Here is a 23,291-nt window from a genome sequence, read left to right on the forward strand (position 1 = left end):
TTCAATTACAGACTTAAAATCACGCCCGCAATCGAAGCGCTCATTAAGTTCGCCATGACACCAGCGATAATCGCACGGAAACCATGCTTAGAAACAAATGCACGCTTTTCTGGTACCAATGAGCCCAACCCACCAATCAGCATCGCCATGCTTGAGATGTTTGCAAAGCCACACAAAGCAAACGTCACGATTGCTTGTGAGTGTTCACTAAGTTGAGACTTCACTTCTGCAAGCTGGATGAAAGCGACGAACTCATTCACCACAATCTTGTTACCAATCAGCGAGCCTGCTGTGGTTGCTTCTTGCCATGGTATACCCAACAACCAAGCGACTGGCGCAAACACAAAACCTAGGATGAGCTCAAAACTTAAGGGGGTCCCAATAAGATCACCTATCCAGCCTAACATGCCGTTTAGCATTGCAATGACACTAATAAACGCCAGTAACGTACCACCGACCGATACAGCAATGCGTACACCCGCCATGGCACCATCGGCTAATGCTTCTACTACGTTGGTTGCACGTGGAATTTCAACTTGGCTAATGTCGATATCTGCTGCTTTATCCGTATCTTCTGGCATTAAAATTTTTGCCATCAACAAGCCGGCAGGTGCTGACATAAATGCAGCAGCAATAAGATAGTTGAGATCGACACCCAGTGATGCGTAACCAACCAACGTTCCGCCAGCAACTGACGCTAAACCACCTGTCATAACTGCAAAGAACTGCGAGTCAGTCATGTGTTTTAGGTAAGGCTTTACCATTAATGGTGCTTCAATGGTGCCAACAAAGATATTCGCCGTAGCAGACAAAGACTCAGCACGACCGATACCCAGCAGCTTTTGAATACCACCACCGATAAAGTTAATGATTTTTGGCATCACACCAATGTGATAAAGACCTGAGATAAGAGAGGAGAAGAAAACGATGATACCCAGAACATTGATCGCAAAGGTGAAGCCCCCTGTAGCCAAATTACCGAATAAAAACGCAATGCCCTCTTGACCATAGTTGATCAAATTCGACACAACACTGCTCACTGAATTCAGCGCATCTCGTCCTGCTGGTACATATAAAACCAACAACGCAAACAGTACCTGCAAAGCAAACGCAAACGACACCGTTCTCAGCTTTATATTTTTTCTATTTGTAGAAAGTAGCCATGCTAGGAATAGTATGGCTACGATACCAATAATTGAGTTCATAAAATGAATCCGACAGAAGGGGGATATGGAAGGCACCGGATTGTATAGCGGACTCAAAATGCTGCAAGTTGAGGATGTTAACAGTGTGAAAAGTTTAAGCGACCAATAACTGACCAACAAAATAACCAATTGAATTTATTGAAGATAAACGTTTGCTTATTTTAATTATTTCCATATGGAAAATATGTTTCTGATTCAGGAAAAATTTTTGTGAAGTGAATCACCTTATGTGTCGTTCTACAACGTCATTGATCCTGTTATTTAGGAATAGAGATGTAAGGCGCCAAACGTTGGTCCCAATGACAAGGGTTGCCGATCTTCTGTTTGATAAAGTTAATCACTGCGGATATTTTTTTTGGCATATGTTGGCGGCTTGGGTATACCGCATAAAACGGCATCGACTGGCTGGCTTTCCAGTCAGGTAACAGCTGTATTAACTTACCCGTTCTGAACTCATCACCCAGCAAGTAAGTGGCAAGGTAGGCAATACCCCAACCTGCAATAGCCGCATCCCGGACGGCTTCTGCCAGATCTACTGAATAGTTACCCGAGACTTTTACGTTCAATTCTTGCTGATCTTTGGTAAACGCCCACCCCGTATAGTCACGCTCCCAGCTTCTGTATATGAGGCAGTTGTGAGCAGATAGGTCATCCGGTTCTGTTGGCGTGTCATGTTTCAATAAGTAATCTGGCGATGCCGCAACAACAAACTGGCAATCCGTCAAACGCTGCGCAATGTAACCTTCAGGCAAATGCTCGTTGTTGGTTACCCATAAATCGAGCCCTTCGGCTAACATATCGACCTTATAGTCAAACAGATGTACTTCCACTTGAAGTTGAGGATACAGTTCGCGTAACTCTTGAATCGCTGGAATAATGTGTAAGGTACCAAATGATTGCGACAACCCAAGACGTACCAAACCTGCCACTTCATCCCGCTGGGTTTCCATCTCTAATGTGGCGCTGCTCACCGCTTGTACCACTTGCTCACAGTGATGAAAAAAGGTTTTCCCTGCCTCAGTCGGCGTAAAGCTTCGCGTAGTGCGTTGAACAAGCTTGATACCAAGAGACGCTTCTAACTGACTCAACTGTTTACTCACATGAGACACCGACACGCCTAAGCTCTTTGCAGCAGCTGTGAAGCTTTTGTGTTTAAGAAGAGCGGAGAAAATCACCATTTGTGCGGCACGTTCAGATAACACGCTTTACCTCGATTTGGTTATAGAAAAAACAAAGGGCTCCGAAGAGCCCTTGTATTGAAGACTGAATGCCAAATTGTTTGATGGCAGATCAGTATTTAATGCGGTCAGCCAAGTGACTCACAGCAAGTGCGAAGTAGTAAGAGCGGTTCCACTTCATCAATACGTTGTAGTTATTGTAAACCAGATACGTACGACCATTCTCGTCGTCCGGCATGATCAACCATGCTTTGATGTCTTCATCCAGTTTTGGCAACGGGCTACCGTCATATTTTGTGATACCTAATTGGCTCCACTCTTGAAGGTATTTGCCTTTTTCAGCCGTGCGCCCTTCTAGGCTGCGATCAATATTTTTAGGAACCTTAACTTGGCGACCCCAGGTATATTTATCATCCCAACCAGACTTGCTCAAATAGTTAGCGGTTGATGCAAACACGTCCGCTTCAGATTGCCATATGTCTTTTTTACCATCCCCGTTGCCGTCAGCAGCAAAACGAAGGAAAGAGCTTGGCATAAACTGGCATTGACCCATAGCACCAGCCCATGAGCCTTTAAAGTTCTCTAGCTCAATATGGCCTTGATCGAGGATCTGCAGTGCCGACATAGTCTCTTTACGGAAAAACTCTTCACGACGGCCTTCAAATGCCATTGTGGATAGTGCATCAATCACTTTAAAGTTGCCGGTAAACTTACCAAAGTTACTTTCAACTCCCCAAAGTGCCACAATAAAGCGCGGGTGGACACCGTACTCTTCGCCTATACGCTTTAGCTCGGTGTAATGCTCTTTGTAGAGTTGTCTGGCTTGCTTCACCTTCCATTCAGGCACCGCGCGAGGAATGTACTCATCCAATGTCAGTTTCTTTTCTGGTTGGTTTCGGTCCGCTTTTACTGCTCGGGGCTTGTACTCAACATTAGCAAAAGCAGCACTAATGACCTGCTCTGAGATACCTTTATCACGAGCTTCAGCACGCAGCTTATTCAAGTATTCATCAAAACCCTCGCTACTAGCAAAAGCCGAGGTACACATACCAACGCTAAGCATGGTAGCCAGTATTTTTTTCATATTGCCCTCCTTGAGCAAGGCAGAAATCCCAGATGAAAAACGATGACGTTATTCGCCTTTCTGCTGGGCTTTTTGTTCTTTGTACTTTTCTAATAGGTTCTCCGGCGGCGGTGGAACCTGAAGAAAGAAGCCATCATTTTGTAATGAAGCCTTCACTTTTTCGATATCAACTTGTGCCAATTTACGGCCATCAAGTTTAATCGTCATGACAGCGATAGGCTTACCGAACATCTGCATTAAGGTGTCAGGAACCTGTGAAAAATCATCCTTTTTCGGAATATAGAGATAAGTACCTTCTTTTTTCGAGCTTTTATAAATAGAACAAAGCATGACACGCCTTTTATGCTGATTTAGCCGCGTTGAGTGCGGATTAGGTTGTAAACGTCAAATTCTCGCAAACTTAATAGCAAATTTGAGATTAATTCACCTATTTGCCCCCGAGAGAACTTGCTGCGTCAAAGGATGAAATATAACATGACATACCTAGTTTAAGGCAACGCTCTTTCAATAAAGGCAAGAAGTCCACGATGACCCATTCACCAGACCTTAAAGGTAGCAGTTTTACATTGTCAGTTTTACACCTTTCTGACAATGAGATCGCAAAGACTGTCGAATTTTTGCAAGAAAAAGTTTCTCAAGCACCTTCTTTTTTTGCATCCGCGCCTTTGGTAATCAATATAGCAAAAGTACAAGGCGACATTGATTTCCCTAAGCTTAAACAAGGCATCTCAGATGCTGGTTTTATTCCGGTCGGTGTAACGGGCTGTAAAGACAAGCGTGTACAAAACCTTGCTTCCGAAGCTGGCTTCGCCATTATGTCGGCGAGCAAATCACCAAGCCAAGCACCTGCCAAAATGGCACCAACGAAAGTAGTTCGTACGCCTGTCCGCTCAGGACAACAGATCTACGCAAAAGATGGTGATTTGGTGGTGCTAGCGCACGTCAGTGCAGGTGCTGAAGTCATTGCTGACGGCTCTATTCATATCCATGGCACACTTCGAGGTCGTGCGATTGCAGGAGCAAGTGGTCAGCAGGAAGCGCGTATTATTTGCCACGATTTACAAGCAGAACTGGTATCCATTGCGGGTGACTACTGGTTAAGCGATCAAATTGAAAGCGAGTACTGGCAAAAGAAAGTAATGATCAGTAAAGCCGATGAATCATTACATTTAGAAGTTCTCGCGATTTAATCTAAAAAGGAAAAAAAATGGCACGCATTATTGTAGTAACGTCTGGTAAAGGTGGCGTTGGTAAAACCACTTCAAGCGCAGCCATCGCCTCTGGTCTAGCTCTTAAGGGAAAAAAGACCGCGGTGATCGATTTTGACATCGGTTTGCGTAACCTCGATCTAATCATGGGCTGTGAGCGCCGCGTCGTGTATGACTTTGTGAACGTCATTAACGGTGAAGCGACATTAAACCAAGCGCTGATCAAAGATAAGCGCACGGACAACCTATTTATTCTTCCTGCTTCTCAAACTCGTGATAAAGACGCACTGACAAAAGATGGTGTTCAGCGCGTATTCGGCGAACTTGATGAAATGGGCTTTGATTTCATTATTTGTGATTCACCAGCAGGTATCGAGCAAGGCGCGTTAATGGCCTTGTACTATGCCGATGAAGCCATTGTCACAACGAACCCAGAAGTCTCTTCTGTACGTGACTCTGACCGCATTCTCGGTATTTTAGATTCTAAGTCACTGCGTGCAGAACAAGGGCTAGAGCCAGTAAAACAGCACCTTCTACTGACTCGCTACAACCCATCTCGCGTCACTCAAGGCGAAATGCTAAGCGTTGAAGACGTAGAGGAGATCTTACATATTCCACTACTGGGCGTGATTCCAGAAAGCCAAGCCGTGCTTAACGCGTCAAACAAAGGTGTGCCAGTCACTTTTGACGATAACACCGATGCGGGTATGGCTTATTCTGACACCGTTGATCGCTTATTAGGCAATCAGGTTGAATTTCGTTTCCTTACTGAGGAGAAGAAAGGACTCTTTAAACGACTCTTTGGAGGCTAGACATGTCATTATTAGAATTTTTCCGTCCACAGAAGAAAACTTCTGCGAATCTAGCTAAAGAGCGTTTGCAAATCATTGTCGCAGAGCGCCGCAGCCAAAATGATCCTGCGCCGTCTTACTTGCCTCAATTAAAAGAAGACATCTTGAAGGTGATCAGCAAGTACGTGGCAATTGATCCAAATATGGTTGACTTAACATTTGAGCACAAAGACGACGATATCTCAGTTCTTGAGCTGAATGTGAAGCTACCAGACGAAGAAAAGTAATCAGTTTCTCTCGCAAGACGAATGCTCTAATTAGAACGAAAAAGGTTGGCATCGAGGCCAACCTTTTTCATCTTTCATTACTTTAATGCTTTGTTCATCTTGTCGCCGAGTAAATCCAAACGCCACCCTTGCATCAAATCAGGCAATACTTCTGGGTCACGATCTTTTTTCCAAACCCAACTGATCAACTGATTGATCTGCTTTTTAGAGGCAAGGAACTCCGTGGCTAAACCTGACTTCTGCGAAGCCGATTTCACCAAGTCTTTCATATTTTTGAAGACCTGCTTGTAACCCGGATAGTCCATTAAACGCTCAATTTTCGCAGGATACTCTTCAGAAGGTGTTTGCTTCGCTTGTTTAACAATCGCGGCAATCTTCGCGCCATGGCGGTTAATCGCTCGGATATCAATATCTTCTGCTTCCATCTTCTTAAAGTTCGTTAAACCAAGACGAGCGACCGTTAATAGATCACCTTCTTTGAAGATAAAGTTCAGCGCTAAATCTCGTTTGATTGCTTCACGATAACGCCACGTCGCCAATGGCTTTAAAATCGCCAGCTCAGAAGGTTTTAATTGCCAAGCGCCCTTAATATCAAGGTAGGCATTCTCTTCATTGGTTACGCGAATACGTTTCGAAACGAGTAAATCACTTTCTTGCTGTACAGCTTCCCACCAACCTGCTTGCGTCACCTTATCGAACAGCTTTTCGTATAACGGTAACAAGTAATGAACATCTGCGGCAGCATAATCTAATTGCTTTTGTGTCAGTGGACGAGCCATCCAGTCGGTACGTGATTCACTTTTGTCGAGCTCTACGCCTAAATATTCTTCCACCAGCGATGCGAAGCCTGTCGATAGGCCGTGACCGAGAAAAGCGGCCATCAGCTGCGTATCCACCATAGGGAATGGTGTACAACCAAAAGCGTTTTGGAAAACTTCTAAATCTTCACCACATGCGTGCAGCACTTTTAGCACAGAAGTATCTTTTAATAGCGCTACAAACGGCGTCATATCCGTTAATTCAGTCGGATCAATCAGCGAGAGGCGATTACCATCGAAAAGCTGAATCAGACCTAACTGCGGGTAGAAAGTGCGAATACGAACGAATTCAGTATCCAGCATCACTACGTCTGCCTCTCGGGCATGAGTGCAAACCTCTTCTAGGTCTTTGTTTTTAGTAATAATTTGATAGTTCACATACTTCTCGCTATAAAAATGCCAGCAAAACGCTGGCATTCTATCATTTTTTAAATCTCTCGACTCGACGAAATCGGCTTATGCGCTTTTCTTCGCAAGTTCAGCGTCATTCTCTTCGCGTAAAACACGACGCAAGATCTTACCGACATTGGTTTTAGGTAAGTCTTCGCGGAACTCAACCAACTTCGGAACTTTGTAGCCAGTTAAGTGTTCTCGACAATGCGCGATCACTTCGTCTTTGGTCAAGCTCGGATCGCGTTTCACGACATAAATCTTCACTAATTCACCAGACACTTCATGCGGCTGACCAATAGCAGCAACTTCAAGTACTTTGCCGTGTAGTGCTACAACGTCTTCAATTTCGTTCGGGTAAACATTAAAGCCTGATACTAAGATCATGTCTTTCTTACGGTCAACGATATGCAGGAAGCCTTCGTCATCGAACTTAACGATGTCGCCAGTTGATAGCCAGCCGTCTTCGTTAATCGTATCTTTCGTTGCTTCAGGTCGTTGCCAGTAACCTTGCATAACCTGAGGACCACGAACTTGAAGTTCACCAGTTTCAGTATTCGCAAGAGCGTTGCCTTCTTCGTCCACGATACGAACTTCTGTTGATGGTACCGGCAGACCAATAGAGCCATTGTATTCAACAAGATCATGCGGATATGCCGCAACCAACGGAGAACACTCTGTTAGACCGTAACCTTCGAGCAAATAGCAACCCGTGGTCTTTTGCCATCTTTCTGCCACTGAGCGCTGCACTGCCATGCCGCCGCCAACGGCTAAACGTAGATTACTGAAATCCAACTCGTGGAAATCTTCATTATTGACCAATGCATTAAATAAGGTATTCACGCCCGTAATCGCAGTAAACGGATGCTTTTGTAGCTCTTTCACGAACCCTGGAATATCTCTAGGGTTGGTAATAAGTAAGTTACGACCACCCATTTCGACAAACAGCAGACAGTTTACGGTAAGAGCAAATACGTGATACAGCGGTAACGCTGTTACGACTAATTCACGCCCCGGAGATAAAACCGGTCCGTACGCGCCTTTTGCCTGTAGAACGTTCGCAATCATGTTGCGGTGAGTCAGAATCGCACCTTTCGCGACACCTGTCGTCCCCCCCGTATATTGCAGGAATGCAATGTCATCCCCAGACATAAACGGTTTAACGTATTGTAGACGACGACCTTTACGTAGAGCCTGACGCATTGAGATTGCACCAGGTAAATCGTACTTAGGCACCATGCCCTTAACGTACTTCACGACAAAATCGACAATCGTACCTTTCGCTCGTGGCAGCATTTGACCAAGACTGGTTAACACTACGTGTTTGACTGGTGTTTTATCGACGATTTGTTCTAGCGTATTCGCAAAGTTAGACACAATCACAATCGTCGTCGCACCTGAGTCATTCAATTGGTGTTCAAGTTCACGAGGAGTGTAAAGTGGGTTAACGTTTACGGCGATACAACCTGCACGCAAAATACCAAATAATGCTACTGGGTATTGCAGTAAGTTTGGCATCATCAGAGCAACGCGGTCACCCTTTTGCAGTTTTAACTCGTTTTGCAGATACGCTGCGAATGCGCGACTACGCTCTTCCAATTTACGGAAGGTCATAACCGAGCCCATGTTCATGAATGCTGGTTGGTCTGCATATTTTTGTACAGACTGTTCAAACATTTCTACCAAAGACTCATATTGCTCTGGATTAATGGTTTCAGGTACGTCACTTGGATAACGTGAAAGCCATGGTTTATCCACGATGTTACTCCTCGTTTATAACTGGCTAAAAAATAGCGTCCTTTTTATTTTGAAAGCTATTACAGCACAGCGAACGTGCTTGAGCACGCAACTCTCAAACACTTGTTTAAATTTTGTTAACTACACCAAGAATTCGCGTTGCGACCTCGAGTATTTGCTCTAAATGACAGTGATGACCACCCTTGACAGAAACCACTTGCGGTGGGTTCTCTCCCCAATCAGCTTGGTTAGATGGTAAATTCTGAAATCCTTGATCGCCTAATACAATCAAATGAGGACAACGTATTTGGCTGGTAATCGAGTTAGCATGCGCTTGCACCATTCGGTAAAGCGACGCACATTTTAACTTGGCGTCATGCCGCCAATACCATTTATCTCCTCGCTGCTCTGTTCCACGCTCGACTATCGGTAGAAGTTGCTCAGCGGTTAATTGGTTGGCTTGCATGCGTAATTTTAACGCCAGATCGAAGGAGGCAATGGCTCGCTCTGGCTTGTTTTGCTGTCTTATTCGACTTAAAACGCCATCGCGAAGACGAGGCAAACTGTTAGTAGGATCCTCATGAAGAGGTCCTGCTCCCTCAATTTGCACAAGAGCTTCGACCTGCTCTGGAAACGCTGCACTATAGCAACTTGCGATTAAAGCACCAAGTGAATGCCCTACTAATATCAGTCTGTTTGGTGATAATTTGCCCAAAAACTGATACAAATCGGCAATATAGTCGTGAAAGGGGTAATAATTATCGTGAGATTTATGACTCGATAAACCGTGACCAAAATGATCGATGGCGAGGAGGTGTAAGTGAGGATTAAGTTGATTCAACTGCTCCATGAGCGCTTTAAAGCTGCCCGCATTATCTAACCACCCATGAAGAAAAACGACTGACAAGTCAGCCGTTTTCTCGTTCCCTATCTCAAGGGCTGCCATTTTGCCGGCAGGAAGCTCGAATTGACGCTCATGCATCGCAGATTATTTGACCTGTTTTATCACTTTACCGTCTTGTGGGAAATCATTACGCCACATGCGGCAGTTAATCGAGTAACATGGGTAAAAGTAGGTTGGCGAGTCATACATGCGTACACGTTCTTCAATTTTCCATAAACGGTACCCTTCCCCCTTTATTACCGGGAAGATGTAACCGTGCTCACCGATCTTTCCTTCTTCTTCCCCTGCTCCTTTGCCTACAACCGTCACCAAACGGCCTTCACTAAAGGCGACAGGCTCTAAATAGCCATCAAAATAGGCGACAAAACGCCCCGTAGGCTCTTCATCGATATCAGGTTTACCAGACTTACTGATAGGAAGGTTTACAATCTCTAGACGCGTTTTATCTTTAAAGTTATCCACTTTAGCGATGATTCCACCAAGGCGAACATCTTCACTCACTTGCCCCTGAGACTCAGCAAAAGCTTTATAGTCTGTAACGACCAATTCTGTGCTTGCATTTAGCTCCTCAGGCAACGAGCTACACGCAGACAAACCAACCGTAGCAAATAATGCGAGAAAAAACCGTCCAAAAACCTTCATAAACCACCTTTCAATACTAGTAACCCCAAGCTGGGGAGATCTCACACGTAAATATCGACACCAAGTAATTGAGCCAGTTCCTCTTTTTTAGCTCGATTCATGACATCCATGTACTGCTCCATTGCTTTACGTGCGCCCCCTTCAGGAAGGTCATATTGCACTTGAGCTCGGTGAATTTGGGACTCATCCACGTGTTTTATGGAGTGCGCCACGGCGTTAGCAACCTTTGAAGGCTGACCTACAGGCTGCTTTGTTTGTGATTTATTTACCGGCTTCTTTTGACTGGCTTTATTAGTGCGATTTGCACCGGGAATCAAAGAAGGAGGCAAGCCATTAATCGACGCCATAGCACTCCATAAAAATACAGGGCAAACGCCCTGCTTTTTGTCAGGTTAATGAAAAACGGACTATTCGCGACCAGGAAGTTTTTTCCATGTCACATTATCACGTAAATAAACAGGGCTCGAATCTTCGACCGGCACGGTATTACCCTTTTTAAATTCTTGTTCAGCAAGAATCACGATGTCTTGTGAATCAGGGTACAGAACGTCACCATGCGTCAAATTAAACGGTAGGCCTGCTAATACTTCTTGGTAAGCATCCCAACCAGTACCTGCTGTCGTCCACGTTTTGTCGTCTGCTTGTGCTTCTTCAACGAGACGTGCTGGTGGAATTACGCACTCTGCATCCACCCCTGCCCACTCACCGTTTGCTTGGCGAGTGTAACGTGCCCAGTAAACTTCACCCATACGTGCATCAATGGCCACAGCGACATCGGTCACACCATGTAAGCGATAGCTACCTTGAGCCATTGCAGCCAGCGTTGAAACGCCGATCATAGGTAAGTCAGCACCGAACGCCAAACCTTGTGCGATACCAATACCGATACGAACGCCAGTAAAGCTACCTGGACCACGTCCAAACGCTAACGCATCCAGCTCTTGTAGAGTCAGGCCAGCTTCTTTGAGTACTTCATCAACCATTGGCAGTACTTTTTTGGTGTGATCGCGTGGTGCAACCGCGCTACGTGAAATCACTTGATCATTAGCCAACAACGCAACTGAACAGTTTTCAGTCGCTGTATCGATAGCAAGAATTTTTGCGCTCATTTAACTCTCTACAACTCTCATTTATTGGGTTATGCCTCAGCACTTGCGTCTGTGACAGATTGTTCTGCTTTCAGGAATGCTTTGATTCCATCTAAGTCTCGCGTCCTTGGGATAGGTGGTAGACTTCCGAGGAAAATACCACCATAGTCTCGCGTGACAAGGCGATTATCACAAATGATCAACGCACCGTGATCCTTCTGATCTCGAATTAATCGCCCGACTCCCTGCTTTAACGTAATCACTGCATCCGGGATTTGTACTTCAGCAAATGGTTCACCGCCACGTAATCGACAATCCTCGATACGGGCTTTGAGTAACGGATCGTCAGGGGCGGTAAACGGTAATTTGTCGATAATAACACAGCTCAGCGCATCACCTCTAACATCAATCCCTTCCCAGAAAGCGCCCGTCGCCACGAGTAAAGCGTTACCCAGTTCCATAAACTCCGCCAAGGTTTTCTGCTTACTCATCTCCCCTTGCATTAACACAGGCAGCTCAAGTACTTCTCGGAACTTCTCACCTAGTTCACGCATCATGCTGTGCGAGGTACATAAAAAGAAGCAGCGACCATCATTTTCTTCAATCACCGGAGCAAGCATTCGGACTAACTTATCCGCTAAGCCGTTACTGTTTGGCTCTGGCAAATACCTTGGCACACAAAGGCGCGCTTGTTTTTGATAATCAAAGGGGGACGGCAGAGAAAATTGCTTTGTAGGCTTGAGGCCAAGGCGCTCAGTAAAGTGCTTGAAGTCGCCCGATACAGCTAGGGTTGCTGACGTGAAAATCCACGCGCCTTGTTTAATCTCTATTTGCTCATGGAACTTGTCCGCGACAGAAAGAGGCGTAATGTGCAGAGCGAAATGACGAGGTGAGGTATCGTACCAGTATGAGTAACCGGTAATATCGACATCACATACCCGGTCGATACGGCCTTTGATCAAATTGGCTCGTTCAAAGGCCGTATCCAGTAATTGACTGCGCCCTAAAGCTATTTTGAGTACATCAATCGCCAATTCGAGGCTGTCAGTTAAGCGCAATAATTCTCGCTTAATAGAACCTGATTGCAACGCCTCACGCCAGTTGCCACGAAAGCCTGGCTCACCCAATATAATCCGCATGTCCATTGCGCTTTGCATGAGTTTGTCGCCCACTTTTTGCAATTGACGCATATCTTTGGCTTCGGTGCGATAGGCTATTTCAATGTCTTTGGCAAGATCGTGAATTTGGCGGCTTGAAACTGACTGGCCGAAATATTCGCTCGCAATATCTGGCAACTGATGAGCTTCATCAAAAATAAACACATCGGCTTCTGGAATCAGTTCACCAAATCCTGTCTCTTTGATCGCTAAATCAGCAAGAAATAAGTGATGGTTCACCACAACAATGTCGGAATCCATGGCTCGCTTACGCGCTTTCAATACAAAGCAATCGGTGTAGCTCGGACACTCTTTACCTAAACAGTTGTCATTGGTTGAGGTGATAGTCGGAATGATCATGCTGTCTTCTGGTAGATCATCACAATCCCCAAGGTCACCTGTTTTGGTTTCTGATGACCAAGCACGCACTTTAACCAGTTGAGTTAATAACGTCGGGTCAGATTCATTAGTGTGGCTTTCGACCATTTGGCGGCTCAAACGATCCAAACACAGATAATTAGAACGCCCTTTTAATAACGCCACTTGGCCATAAAAACCAAGCGCATTGACCATGAGCGGTAAGTCACGATGGTACAACTGCTCTTGCAAGTTTTTCGAGCCTGTACTGATGATCACTTTTTTACCGCTCAACAGCGCAGGGACTAGGTATGCGAAGGTCTTACCGGTTCCGGTTCCTGCCTCCACCACCAACTGGGTTTGATCTTTGATCGCACTGCTGACGGCTTCCGCCATATCGATTTGTGGCTGACGAGCTTGAAAGCCAGGAATGGCCTTACCTAACGCGCCATCAGAGGAAAAAGTTTTTGCGATCATGCTTGGTATTGAGTTTGAAAAATTATCGAGAGTATATCAGAGGAATAGGAGTGACATCAGCCCACAATCTGACCAGCTTGCGGCGACACAAGGATATTTTGTTGAAACCAACGTAAGAATAGATTATTTATGGTGAAACATGGCAGTACAGTTACACCCGCCAGGGAATAATAACAAATTCGTACGCTAAAATATTAATGCATGGAAGTACCTGATTTATGGAAAAGAAAACACTGTTGACCCACTGTTCTGACGCCCCGGGTCTCATCTCGAAAATTACTAATATCTGTTACAAGCACCAACTCAACATCGTTCACAATAACGAATTTGTTGATAATACCAGTGGCCACTTTTTCATGAGAACGGAGTTGGAGGGGTACTTCAACGATCAAACGTTTCTTGCCGACTTGGACCAAGCTCTCCCGCAAGGTGCTAAGCGTAAATTGGTTGGCTCTCGCCGTAAGCGCATCGTCATTCTCGTCACAAAAGAAGCGCATTGTTTAGGCGATATTCTGATGAAAACCTACGATGGAAGCCTAGATGTTGAGATCGCCGCTGTGGTGGGGAATTACGACAAACTGCAAACTCTCACTGAACGCTTCGACATTCCTTACCACCATGTGACCCATGAAAACCTTAGCCGTGAAGAACACGAGCAGAAGATGCTAGAAGTGATCGATCAATACGATGCTGACTTTTTGGTGCTAGCTAAATACATGCGCGTATTAACGCCGACGTTTGTTGAGAAATATCACCACAAAATCATTAATATTCATCACAGCTTCTTACCTGCTTTTATTGGCGCGAAGCCATATCAACAAGCTTACGATCGCGGTGTGAAAATCATCGGTGCAACAGCACACTTCGTGACTAATGATTTAGATGAAGGGCCGATCATCAAGCAAGACGTAATTCCTGTCGACCATACATTCAATGCCCAAGATATGGCGCAAGCGGGACGCGATGTAGAGAAGAACGTATTGAGTAAGGCTTTGAATAAAGTGATCAATGACCACGTCTTTGTTTATGGGAATAAGACAGTGATCCTGTAATCCCTCCGTACTAGTTACAACGATAGTGAAACCCGTCCAACTTGGCGGGTTTCATCTTTTCAGAAGATCCCCCCTCCAATTCTAACCATCAAAGTTAAACCGATACGTTATAATTTTTCATTTCTCCACAACTATTTACTGAGAGAATGATTCCGTTTATCATTTGCCCTCCTTATAATAAACCACGTTAATATTACGGAATTAAAATGAAAAAAACGTTAGTGGCTTTTCTGATTGGGCTGACTTTACCAGCAACCACAATCGCAGATACTCTTGAGCCTGTTCAGAATGATGTATCCACTCGCATTATCGGCGGCGAACCTGCCAACACTTCCGACTGGAAATTTATTGCTTCACTGGTACGTAAAGGACAACCTACATCTATTGGTCACTTTTGTGGTGGCAGTTTCCTAGGTGGAAAATACGTATTAACTGCTGCGCACTGTGTGGAAGGTCTTAATGCGGACGATCTGGATATCGTTCTTGGTCTTTATGACAAAAACAGAGAGTCTCAAGCACAGCGCATCGCCATTAAAAATATCTATTCACATGATGAATATAACAACATAACAACGAACAATGACATTGCTCTTATTGAGTTGGAACGCAGTGTCGACAGCGCGACTATTGCTCTTGCAACGCCAGAAGTTCTAGCTAACGTACGCGCAGGAGACAAGTTGCACGTGGCTGGATGGGGAAATACGTCCACGACAGACCGAATATACCCAACCGTTTTACAACAAGTAGATTTGGAATACGTAGATCGAGCTACCTGCCAAAACCTACCAGGAAACTACTCTAATGTATCAGATGACGGCATTTGCGCTGGATACTATTGGGGAGGTAAAGATAGCTGCCAAGGAGATAGCGGCGGTCCGCTCATCGTTGATGATAACGGTATCAACAAATTGCTAGGCGTGGTCAGCTGGGGGGATGGATGTGCTCAACCAAACGCTTATGGTGTTTACGCCAACGTCGCTCATTTTCAACACAATGGATGGATAGATAGCCATCGCAATACTATCAGCTTCACTAAGTACCGAGATCTTCGTTTCGTTGAGCGAAAAGCGCAGCAAGAGACCTTTACTATTCGTAATGACGATACTATCCCATTCAACATCTACCAAAGCACAATATCATACGGAAGTACCATCGAGAAAAGCACTTGTACTGGTACCTTAAAGCCTTCGCAAAGCTGTCAAATTACCGTCGGCTACCAACCTAGCTATTCGGGATCAGAAACAACGATAGAGCTCTTTACCGATCATCCGAAACTGTCCAGACTCACAACAACTTTCGAGTATTCAGGTGTAGATAAAGCAAGCAGATCAGTGCGTAATGCCATTCCGCTAGCAGACGCAAATGTTTATACCGGTCAAAACGCTTGGACGGCTGAAAATGGTGAACTGCAATCAGCGGATATGGGAGCTTATCCTGGTGTATCTGAGCTGGTTTTGACCGATCTTCCGAAGGGCAAACTTACCATGGATCTCAAAGTAATGTCCGATGGTTTTGATTACTTGTTCATCTTAGTTAATGGTGAAATTTACGATAGCACCAACCAACTCCTCGATTATAAAGAGATCCAGATCGATCTTTACAAAGCATCTAATACGATAACGTTTGAATACGTCCAACACCCGTTTTCAAGTGGCATTTACAGCGCGCAAGCATTTGTTCGCAACATAAATATGTCAGTCAGCACAGATAATACGGGCGATGCTGGTAACGACGTTAATAAAAAGTCTAGTTCAGGCGGCAGTTTATCTATTGGCCTACTGGTGTTAATGGCTGCAGGTCCTTTCCTGCGTCGCAAAAAAGGACAATAAGATGCAATATGTACTCAAAACAATGCTGCTTGGCTTGAGCTCCATCAGTTTAGTCGCTTGCTCGGCAAATACAGAAACGCAGCAAGGTCTAGAGTCTGAAGATCAAGCCATCATGGTTGAAGCGTATCGAACTAGCGATAGTCAAATTTCATTTATCGCCGAGTCTAATGGCTGCAGTAAGAACGATGACTTTAGCTTGAAAATAGAGCAAAAATCTTCAACGGAAGCCCTGCTCACAATCGTCAGGAACAAAGTGGATCATTGTAAACGAATGCCGTTTCCAAAGACTTTCACACTCACTCTAAATGAAGAGTTGAAAGGCAAAAAACTTTCCATTACCAACCCAAAAAGCAAGTCACCGGCTAAATAGTGATTCGCTTACGAAAGGGAGCCTTGGCTCCCTTTTTGCCTATCGCAACTCAGCAATTCTCACTCTAGCGTTTTACGCCTGCTCAGACTCCACAATACGCTTAAGTGAATGCGGGTGCAGTTTGATACAAATGCCTTGGTACTTAAACGCCACGGTTGGGTTGTTCAAGCGTTCGCCATCCCCTTTCGGGCTCGACAGTTTGATCTTCACACCTAGCTCTTCCAACTCATTAAAACGCGCGCCAAACGCTGGGTAAGTGTGTTTCAAATCAGCAAGAAACTCGTCTGCAGTTTCGGCATGAGACGGAATCACAAACTCCACATGTTCCCAGCTTTCATTTGGGTAGATTTTGCCTTCCGCAGGGTATGGCAGTTCCAGACACTCAATCTTCCAACCACGGCTTTCCAACGCTTTGTCGAATTCGATAACGATGATTGGACGACCGTTGATTTTCGCTTGTGAAATCACCTTACCGTATTGATTCCATGCTTCATGCGCGGCTTTTGCTGTTTCAGTATCATTAATTCGCAGCGCAATATGGTCAGCTTGAGCAAAGCTCAGATCCAGTTTTAACAGGGATGCAAGCTCTTCAATCTTCGCCATAAATGCATCCAGATCTTGGATCATCAATTTAGGCGCTAGGCGTTTTTCAACTAGTTGAGTCGTCATTGTGGTTCTCTTTTGGGGCGATTTATCTCATTACTCTGAGCGCAATAGTAAACGCAAACCAAACCACATTTCCATTCAATCGAAAAAGTATAAATTTCCCCAATTCCTCTCTGTATGAAAAGCAATAAAGTTGTTATCATTAGCCCCATTTTTGTGAACTCCAACAGAACTCGGCACTTACTTCGCCGAGTTCTTCGTCCTTGAATTGAAGGAAACGCGTGTGAATATCCAAGCACTTATTAATGACAAAGTATCTCAGGCTCTAGAAGCCGCTGGCGCACCTGCAGGCAGTCCTGCGGCAGTACGCCAATCAGCAAAGCCACAATTTGGTGACTACCAAGCAAACGGCGTAATGGGCGTTGCTAAAAAACTGGGTACTAACCCACGAGAATTTGCACAGAAAGTACTGGATGTTCTAGACCTAGATGGTATTGCAAGCAAGACAGAAATCGCTGGTCCTGGTTTCATCAACATTTTCCTAAGCGAAGAGTTCCTAGCAAAACAAGCGGAAGCAGCACTGGCTGACTCACGTCTTGGCGTTGCAGCAGACGAAGCTCAAACTATCGTTGCTGACTACTCTGCACCAAACGTAGCTAAAGAAATGCACGTTGGTCACCTACGTTCAACCATCATCGGTGATGCGGTAGTACGTACTCTTGAGTTCCTAGGTCACAAAGTGATCCGTGCGAACCACATCGGCGACTGGGGTACTCAGTTCGGTATGCTTATCGCAAACCTTGAACGTGTACAACAAGAGTCTGGCGAAGTTTCTATGGAACTGGCTGACCTTGAAGGCTTCTACCGTGAGTCTAAGAAACTGTACGACGAAGACGAAGAATTCGCAGTGAAAGCGCGAAACTACGTTGTGAAACTGCAAAGCGGTGACGAGTACTGTGCAGAAATGTGGAAAAAACTCGTTGATGTAACCATGATCCAAAACCAGCGCAACTACGACCGTCTAAACGTGTCACTGACTCGTGACGACGTGATGGGCGAGAGCATGTACAACGACATGCTTCCTAAGATCGTTGCAGACCTAAAAGAACAAGGTCTTGCCGTTGAAGATGATGGCGCGCAAGTTGTATTCCTAGATGAATACAAGAACAAAGATGGCGAACCAATGGGCGTTATCGTTCAAAAACGCGATGGCGGTTTCCTATACACAACAACAGACATCGCATGTGCAAAATATCGTTATGAAGAGCTAAGCGCAGACCGTGTGCTTTACTTCATCGACTCACGTCAACACCAGCACCTAATGCAAGCTTGGACAATTGTTCGTAAGGCAGGCTACGTACCTGAGTCAGTATCTCTTGAGCACCACGCGTTCGGCATGATGCTTGGTAAAGATGGTAAGCCATTCAAAACTCGTGCGGGTGGTACCGTTCGTCTTGCCGACCTTCTAGATGAAGCAGAAGTTCGTGCAGCACAACTGATCGAATCTAAAAACCCTGAACTAGATGCGGAAGAAAAAGAGAAGATCTCTAAAACAGTTGCAATGGCAGCGGTTAAATACTCTGACTTATCTAAACACCGTACGACTGACTACGTGTTCGATTGGGACAACATGTTAGCGTTTGAAGGTAACACAGCACCATACATGCAATATGCATACACTCGCGTAGCTTCTATTTTCGCTAAAGCTGGTGTTGCTATGGACGCTCTCCAAGGTGACATCAAAATCACTGATGAGAAAGAGAAAGCACTTATTGCTAAACTTATGCAGTTCGAAGAAGCGGTTCAATCTGTCGCTCGCGAAGGCCAACCGCACATCATGTGTAGCTACCTATTCGAACTAGCAGGTCAGTTCTCTAGTTTCTACGAAGCGTGCCCTATCCTAGTTGCTGAAGACGAAGCTGTGAAACAAAGCCGTCTGAAACTAGCAGCGCTAACAGCGAAGACCATCAAGCAAGGTCTGTCTCTACTAGGTATCGATACTCTAGAGCGTATGTAAGCGATTCTAGAATCGAGACGATTTAGAAAGGTTGGCGTGAAAGCGTCAACCTTTTGTTTTATCTGGCGTATACTGATGTCATTCAATTCAAATCGGATAATATAATGAGTTTTGAACTGCACCCTCAATTGGCAAAAGACACTACCGTTATCGGTCACTTCCCACTGTGTGTGGCACTTCTGCATAAAGACAATGCCGTGCCATGGGTTATTTTGGTACCTAAACGTGCAAACCTAAAAGAGCTTCACCACTTGCCAATGCAAGAACAGCAACAGTTTTTGCTAGAGTCTCAAGCGGTAAGCCAAGCACTGGAAGCAACATTCCGTCCAGACAAGCTAAACCTTGGCGCACTAGGTAATATGGTGCCACAGCTGCACATTCACCATATTGCTCGCTTCAAAGATGACGTAGCATGGCCGGGACCGGTTTGGGGGAACACCAAAGGTGAATTCCGTACAGAAGAAGAGCAAAACGAATTGCTTGGTCGCATTAAAAATGTGCTGTCACTGAGCTCTATTTTCCAAAAAGCTTAACTGGAAGACTTTACAAATTCCGAGCGTCTAAGTTTAAAAAAGCCGCATCATTGCTGATGCGGCTTTGTCGTTTTTACGTGATAATTTTTAGGTGACTAATTTTGATAGTCGCTACATGGTGACTGTCAGAGACAAACCATCTTGTTTAGTCACTGAGTAGCGAACACGAGTCACGTCATGAGCTTTATTAGTGTCAACTAAGCGGCTAATTTTGCCCTTCTTAATCCACACGTTTAACATCGCGTCGGCGCCATCTTCACTCATCCCAAACTGTTTAGCCAGATCTGACTGGGAGACGGTTCCTTTGTCTGCAATGTATTGATAAAGCTCTTTTAAAATCATGCTATTTGCGCCTCTAATGCACCGTTTTGTTTCTTACCAACTTGTTTGAACACACGGTATGTGCCAAAGAAGATAGCTACGATCACAGCCATCCAAATACCACTTGTTACTGGGCTATCTGCGAAATGCGTCAATTGGTTGTAGAACGTCGCACATAGGTAAGCCAAGCCCATTGTCCAAACCGCGATAAAGCGTGCGAACTTATGACCAAACTCACGTACGTAAGCCCCCATCGCCGCCACACAAGGAGTGTACAGTAGGATAAAGATTAGGTAAGCAAATGCGGCATTGCCAGAAGCAAACTGCGATTTAATGTTACCGAAGATAGAAGCATCGACTTCTTGTTCTTCGGCAACGGCATTTGAGTCAGTTAAGTCACCCACTTCAATGCCTAGTGGATCTGAGTAGCTCAAACCGGCTAAGTTTTCAGGGATACTCATTACTGCCTCTTCTAGGCTGCCCATTAGATCAAATTCTGCGTCTTCACCGTCACTTGGCGTGGTGTATAGACTGTTAAGCGTACCAACTACCGCCTCTTTTGCGAAGATACCGGTAATGATACCAACCGTCGCTGGCCAGTTATCTTCTTGAACACCGATTGGCGCGAATACTGGAGTTACAACTTGCGCAGCTTTAGAAAGCACCGAGTTTTCGCTGTCTTCATTACCAAAACTGCCATCAGTACCCAATGAGTTGAAGAAACTCAGAATAGCAACAACGATCACGATGGTTTTACCTGCACCAAGTACAAAGCGCTTTAGCTTTTGCCAAGTTTTGATCACCACGTTTTGTAGCGTCGGAAGTTCGTAATCAGGCATTTCCATTACTAGGCTGTCACTGCTACCTGGGTAAAGCGTGTGCTTAAGGAAAAGACCTGTGAAGATCGCTGCTACAATACCAAGTAGGTAAAGTGCGAATACAATGTTCTGACCAGAACCAGGGAAAAATGCCGCAGCGAATAGTGCGTATACAGGCAGACGAGCACCGCATGACATAAATGGCGCCATAGATGCAGCAAGTTTACGCTCACGTTCTTGGTCTAGAGTGCGAGTTGCCATGATTGACGGAACGTTACAGCCAAAACCAAGAACCAACGGTACAAATGCTTTGCCCGGTAGGCCGATCTTCTGCATCACTTTATCTAGTACGAATGCTGCACGAGCCATGTAACCTGAGCTCTCAAGTACCGCTAGGAAGAGGTACAAACACGCGATAACCGGAATGAAGGTTGCAACTGTCTGGATACCACCACCGATACCATCAGCAAGAACCGTCACTAACCACACAGGCAAATGACCGTCTAACAAGTGATGCCCACCATCAACCAACAATGCGCCCACACCAATGTCAAAAAAGTCGATAAATGCACTACCGATGTTAATCGAGAACATAAACATCAGGTACATAACAACAAAGAAGAAAGGAATTCCAATCCACTTGTTCAAAATAAACTGGTCGAGTCTTTCAGTCACACTACGACTTAACTTGCCTTCGCTTCGGCGAACTTTTTTACACTGTTCATGCAGATGCGTGTACTTAGTATCCGCGACATGCAAATCGATATCCAAATCTAACGTCGTAATGACTTCCAAGACTTTGCTTCTATCAATATCAGAAAGACTATTGAGCACCATTGTGTCTTTTTCAAGCGCACGAATCGCTAGTGCACGATGAGCGACGTTTTGGTCGTTAAAAAGTGCGGAAACCGTTTGAATTGCCGACTCCATCTTCTCACCGTAATGCAAAGACAATTCTTTAAGTGGCACTCCTTGAACGATGGATTTATGGAGCTTTTCTTTAAACTCTGCCACTTGAGTTTTATTGGTTGCAGATAAACTGACAACCGGACAACCTAACGTTTTCTCAAGCTCTGCAACGTTAATCATCTGACGTTCACGCTTTAGCGCATCCATCTTGTTGAGGACAACAATCATAGGGCGACCAAGTTCGCGAAGTTGCAGCGTCATATATAAGCTGCGCTCTAAACTTGTAGCATCCACCACGTTAATAATGAGATCAGCAGGATGAGTTAGAACCGCACGCGATGCGATGGATTCATCAATACTATTACTATCATTACCACTGTCTAATGAGTAAATACCCGGAAGGTCAGTGAGCAAAAACTCATCCCCAGCATGCTTGAATTGTCCCGTTTTCTTTTCAACCGTGACGCCTGCCCAGTTACCAACTTGCTGTTTTGCGCCAGTTAAACCATTAAATAACGTCGTTTTACCACTATTAGGGTTACCTACGGTTAGCACTTGATATTGCATTACACTCGCTCCACTTCAATTTTCTGAGCAATTGTTTCTCGCAATGCGACAGACACACCACGGACTTCGACTTGTAAAGGATCGCCCATTGGCGCACGTCGAATCACTTTGACTTCTGTATTGGGAAGCAGCCCCATTACCATGAGTTTCTTTCTGATATCTGATGAAAGACCATCTAACAACCGAATCGTCACCGTATCGCCAGGATTAATCTCTGATAACTTCATAGTGGCCCTTAAGAGTATTGCTAATGAGAAATATTATTATTTAATAAGTTTAGGTTGCCAATATTACTCCCCTATACCCCTTCAATCCTTGTGTGAAATCAAAGATTCCGTAAATGTTTTCACGCTTTCAAACGTTAACTTCGTAAATTTCCTCTCGTTATTTACGTCAAAATTAACAATTAAAAATGACACCTAACGAAACAAAAATGTCACAAACCAAGACAGAAAACAAAAAATTCAAATTAAAACAATGGCTTAAGTAAAAAACCAAACGTTGTCGCTTTTCTCATATAAACATGGCGTTATTTTTATAAGAAAAATAAGTAACCTCTCGTATAGTTACTCCATCGAGAGGGCAACCTCTCTAATAAATTCCAGAGGTGGCATGGCAACATGTCACTCCGGCAGCAAGCGAAGGTGTCCTTGACACCCGTGGTATAGTCCCCCCGGCTATACCACGATATTTTTTTTCACCTCTTTCAAAACTTCTTTACCTTATTCATCTTTTCAACACAGTTTTCGTTTTCACGAATGTCACATGCCATCATTCACCCAAATGAACAACGCTCTTTTGATACAGCAATGCAACTGTCATTTATTTGTTGCAACTATCAGTAAATCATTCTCTTGAAGCCATTTATGCTTATTGCTATGAACATCGCGACTAACAGATAGAACGTGATCGTGCTTACGTGTTGAGAATGGATTTGTAGGCTAGA

Annotated in this window: 23 protein-coding genes; 8 read left to right on the plus strand and 15 right to left on the minus strand. The window is 44.7% G+C overall.

What is annotated here, in order from left to right:
- Positions 1 to 5 precede the first annotated feature (5 nt).
- From R7Q48_RS10900 to R7Q48_RS10915, 4 genes are all read right to left on the minus strand, one after another.
- Positions 6 to 1,205 (minus strand): NupC/NupG family nucleoside CNT transporter, encoded by a 1,200-nt coding sequence (locus tag R7Q48_RS10900; RefSeq protein ID WP_005382298.1) that lies wholly within the window; start codon positions 1,203 to 1,205, stop codon positions 6 to 8.
- 257 nt (positions 1,206 to 1,462) lie between these two features.
- Positions 1,463 to 2,407 carry a LysR family transcriptional regulator gene (locus tag R7Q48_RS10905; RefSeq protein WP_017634801.1) on the minus strand — a complete coding sequence of 315 codons (945 nt, stop codon included), beginning with the start codon at positions 2,405 to 2,407 and terminating at the stop codon, positions 1,463 to 1,465.
- 88 nt (positions 2,408 to 2,495) lie between these two features.
- A complete protein-coding gene (locus R7Q48_RS10910; RefSeq protein ID WP_085569958.1) occupies positions 2,496 to 3,467 on the minus strand; it encodes a lytic transglycosylase domain-containing protein in 972 nt (323 codons plus the stop codon).
- A 48-nt stretch (positions 3,468 to 3,515) separates the two neighbouring features.
- On the minus strand, positions 3,516 to 3,797 hold the full coding sequence (locus tag R7Q48_RS10915) for a YcgL domain-containing protein (protein WP_005382303.1): 282 nt from the start codon (positions 3,795 to 3,797) through the stop codon (positions 3,516 to 3,518).
- A gap of 197 nt (positions 3,798 to 3,994) precedes the next feature.
- Here R7Q48_RS10915 and minC point away from each other — a divergent pair, with 197 nt between their 5' ends.
- Genes minC through minE form a run of 3 tightly spaced genes read left to right on the plus strand, consistent with a single transcriptional unit; the run spans position 3,995 to position 5,753 of the window.
- Positions 3,995 to 4,657, plus strand: a complete 663-nt coding sequence (gene minC / locus R7Q48_RS10920; RefSeq protein WP_005382304.1) for a septum site-determining protein MinC — start codon at positions 3,995 to 3,997, stop codon at positions 4,655 to 4,657.
- Between the two features lie 17 nt (positions 4,658 to 4,674).
- Entirely contained in the window at positions 4,675 to 5,487 is an 813-nt protein-coding gene (gene minD / locus R7Q48_RS10925; RefSeq protein ID WP_005388331.1) for a septum site-determining protein MinD, read from the plus strand.
- 2 nt (positions 5,488 to 5,489) lie between these two features.
- Positions 5,490 to 5,753, plus strand: coding sequence for a cell division topological specificity factor MinE (gene minE, locus R7Q48_RS10930; protein ID WP_005388332.1), 264 nt, complete (start codon positions 5,490 to 5,492; stop codon positions 5,751 to 5,753).
- Between the two features lie 77 nt (positions 5,754 to 5,830).
- Here minE and rnd read toward each other — a convergent pair whose 3' ends face one another.
- From rnd to R7Q48_RS10965, 7 genes are all read right to left on the minus strand, one after another.
- Entirely contained in the window at positions 5,831 to 6,949 is a 1,119-nt protein-coding gene (gene rnd / locus R7Q48_RS10935; RefSeq protein WP_031777213.1) for a ribonuclease D, read from the minus strand.
- 78 nt (positions 6,950 to 7,027) lie between these two features.
- Positions 7,028 to 8,719: a long-chain-fatty-acid--CoA ligase FadD gene (fadD, locus tag R7Q48_RS10940; RefSeq protein ID WP_005382216.1), complete on the minus strand. Its 1,692-nt coding sequence runs from the start codon at positions 8,717 to 8,719 to the stop codon at positions 7,028 to 7,030.
- Between the two features lie 106 nt (positions 8,720 to 8,825).
- Positions 8,826 to 9,680 carry an alpha/beta hydrolase gene (locus tag R7Q48_RS10945; RefSeq protein WP_318132280.1) on the minus strand — a complete coding sequence of 285 codons (855 nt, stop codon included), beginning with the start codon at positions 9,678 to 9,680 and terminating at the stop codon, positions 8,826 to 8,828.
- 6 nt (positions 9,681 to 9,686) lie between these two features.
- Positions 9,687 to 10,244, minus strand: a complete 558-nt coding sequence (locus R7Q48_RS10950; RefSeq protein WP_005382214.1) for a Slp family lipoprotein — start codon at positions 10,242 to 10,244, stop codon at positions 9,687 to 9,689.
- A 41-nt stretch (positions 10,245 to 10,285) separates the two neighbouring features.
- Positions 10,286 to 10,591 (minus strand): hypothetical protein, encoded by a 306-nt coding sequence (locus R7Q48_RS10955; RefSeq protein WP_005382213.1) that lies wholly within the window; start codon positions 10,589 to 10,591, stop codon positions 10,286 to 10,288.
- Between the two features lie 60 nt (positions 10,592 to 10,651).
- Positions 10,652 to 11,353: a tRNA (adenosine(37)-N6)-threonylcarbamoyltransferase complex dimerization subunit type 1 TsaB gene (tsaB, locus tag R7Q48_RS10960; protein ID WP_064376304.1), complete on the minus strand. Its 702-nt coding sequence runs from the start codon at positions 11,351 to 11,353 to the stop codon at positions 10,652 to 10,654.
- A gap of 29 nt (positions 11,354 to 11,382) precedes the next feature.
- Entirely contained in the window at positions 11,383 to 13,323 is a 1,941-nt protein-coding gene (locus R7Q48_RS10965) for an ATP-dependent DNA helicase (protein ID WP_318132281.1), read from the minus strand.
- A 218-nt stretch (positions 13,324 to 13,541) separates the two neighbouring features.
- On the opposite strand from R7Q48_RS10965, the gene purU reads away from it, so the two are divergent.
- The 3 genes from purU to R7Q48_RS10980 all read left to right on the plus strand — a co-directional run bounded on the left by purU (position 13,542) and on the right by R7Q48_RS10980 (position 16,574).
- On the plus strand, positions 13,542 to 14,375 hold the full coding sequence (gene purU, locus R7Q48_RS10970) for a formyltetrahydrofolate deformylase (RefSeq protein ID WP_005382206.1): 834 nt from the start codon (positions 13,542 to 13,544) through the stop codon (positions 14,373 to 14,375).
- A 206-nt stretch (positions 14,376 to 14,581) separates the two neighbouring features.
- Positions 14,582 to 16,204 (plus strand): serine protease, encoded by a 1,623-nt coding sequence (locus R7Q48_RS10975; protein ID WP_318132282.1) that lies wholly within the window; start codon positions 14,582 to 14,584, stop codon positions 16,202 to 16,204.
- Between the two features lies 1 nt (position 16,205).
- A complete protein-coding gene (locus R7Q48_RS10980; RefSeq protein ID WP_256901324.1) occupies positions 16,206 to 16,574 on the plus strand; it encodes a hypothetical protein in 369 nt (122 codons plus the stop codon).
- Positions 16,575 to 16,646: 72 nt separating this feature from the next.
- Here the strand turns inward: R7Q48_RS10980 and R7Q48_RS10985 are convergent, their stop codons facing one another.
- Positions 16,647 to 17,243, minus strand: coding sequence for a VOC family protein (locus R7Q48_RS10985; RefSeq protein WP_017819945.1), 597 nt, complete (start codon positions 17,241 to 17,243; stop codon positions 16,647 to 16,649).
- Between the two features lie 220 nt (positions 17,244 to 17,463).
- Here R7Q48_RS10985 and argS point away from each other — a divergent pair, with 220 nt between their 5' ends.
- Entirely contained in the window at positions 17,464 to 19,197 is a 1,734-nt protein-coding gene (gene argS / locus R7Q48_RS10990; protein ID WP_025517318.1) for an arginine--tRNA ligase, read from the plus strand.
- A 104-nt stretch (positions 19,198 to 19,301) separates the two neighbouring features.
- The gene (locus tag R7Q48_RS10995; RefSeq protein WP_005382194.1) at positions 19,302 to 19,730 is read left to right on the plus strand and encodes an HIT family protein; all 429 of its coding nucleotides are present in this window, start codon (positions 19,302 to 19,304) and stop codon (positions 19,728 to 19,730) included.
- A 111-nt stretch (positions 19,731 to 19,841) separates the two neighbouring features.
- Here the strand turns inward: R7Q48_RS10995 and R7Q48_RS11000 are convergent, their stop codons facing one another.
- Genes R7Q48_RS11000 through R7Q48_RS11010 form a run of 3 tightly spaced genes read right to left on the minus strand, consistent with a single transcriptional unit; the run spans position 19,842 to position 22,572 of the window.
- Positions 19,842 to 20,072 (minus strand): FeoC-like transcriptional regulator, encoded by a 231-nt coding sequence (locus R7Q48_RS11000; RefSeq protein ID WP_005382192.1) that lies wholly within the window; start codon positions 20,070 to 20,072, stop codon positions 19,842 to 19,844.
- Positions 20,069 to 22,345 (minus strand): Fe(2+) transporter permease subunit FeoB, encoded by a 2,277-nt coding sequence (gene feoB / locus R7Q48_RS11005; protein WP_136976357.1) that lies wholly within the window; start codon positions 22,343 to 22,345, stop codon positions 20,069 to 20,071. Before feoB ends, R7Q48_RS11000 begins: the two co-directional genes overlap by 4 nt.
- Positions 22,345 to 22,572: a FeoA family protein gene (locus R7Q48_RS11010; RefSeq protein WP_005382190.1), complete on the minus strand. Its 228-nt coding sequence runs from the start codon at positions 22,570 to 22,572 to the stop codon at positions 22,345 to 22,347. Before R7Q48_RS11010 ends, feoB begins: the two co-directional genes overlap by 1 nt.
- Positions 22,573 to 23,291 lie beyond the last annotated feature (719 nt).

Source organism: Vibrio sp. 378 (assembly GCF_033339435.1).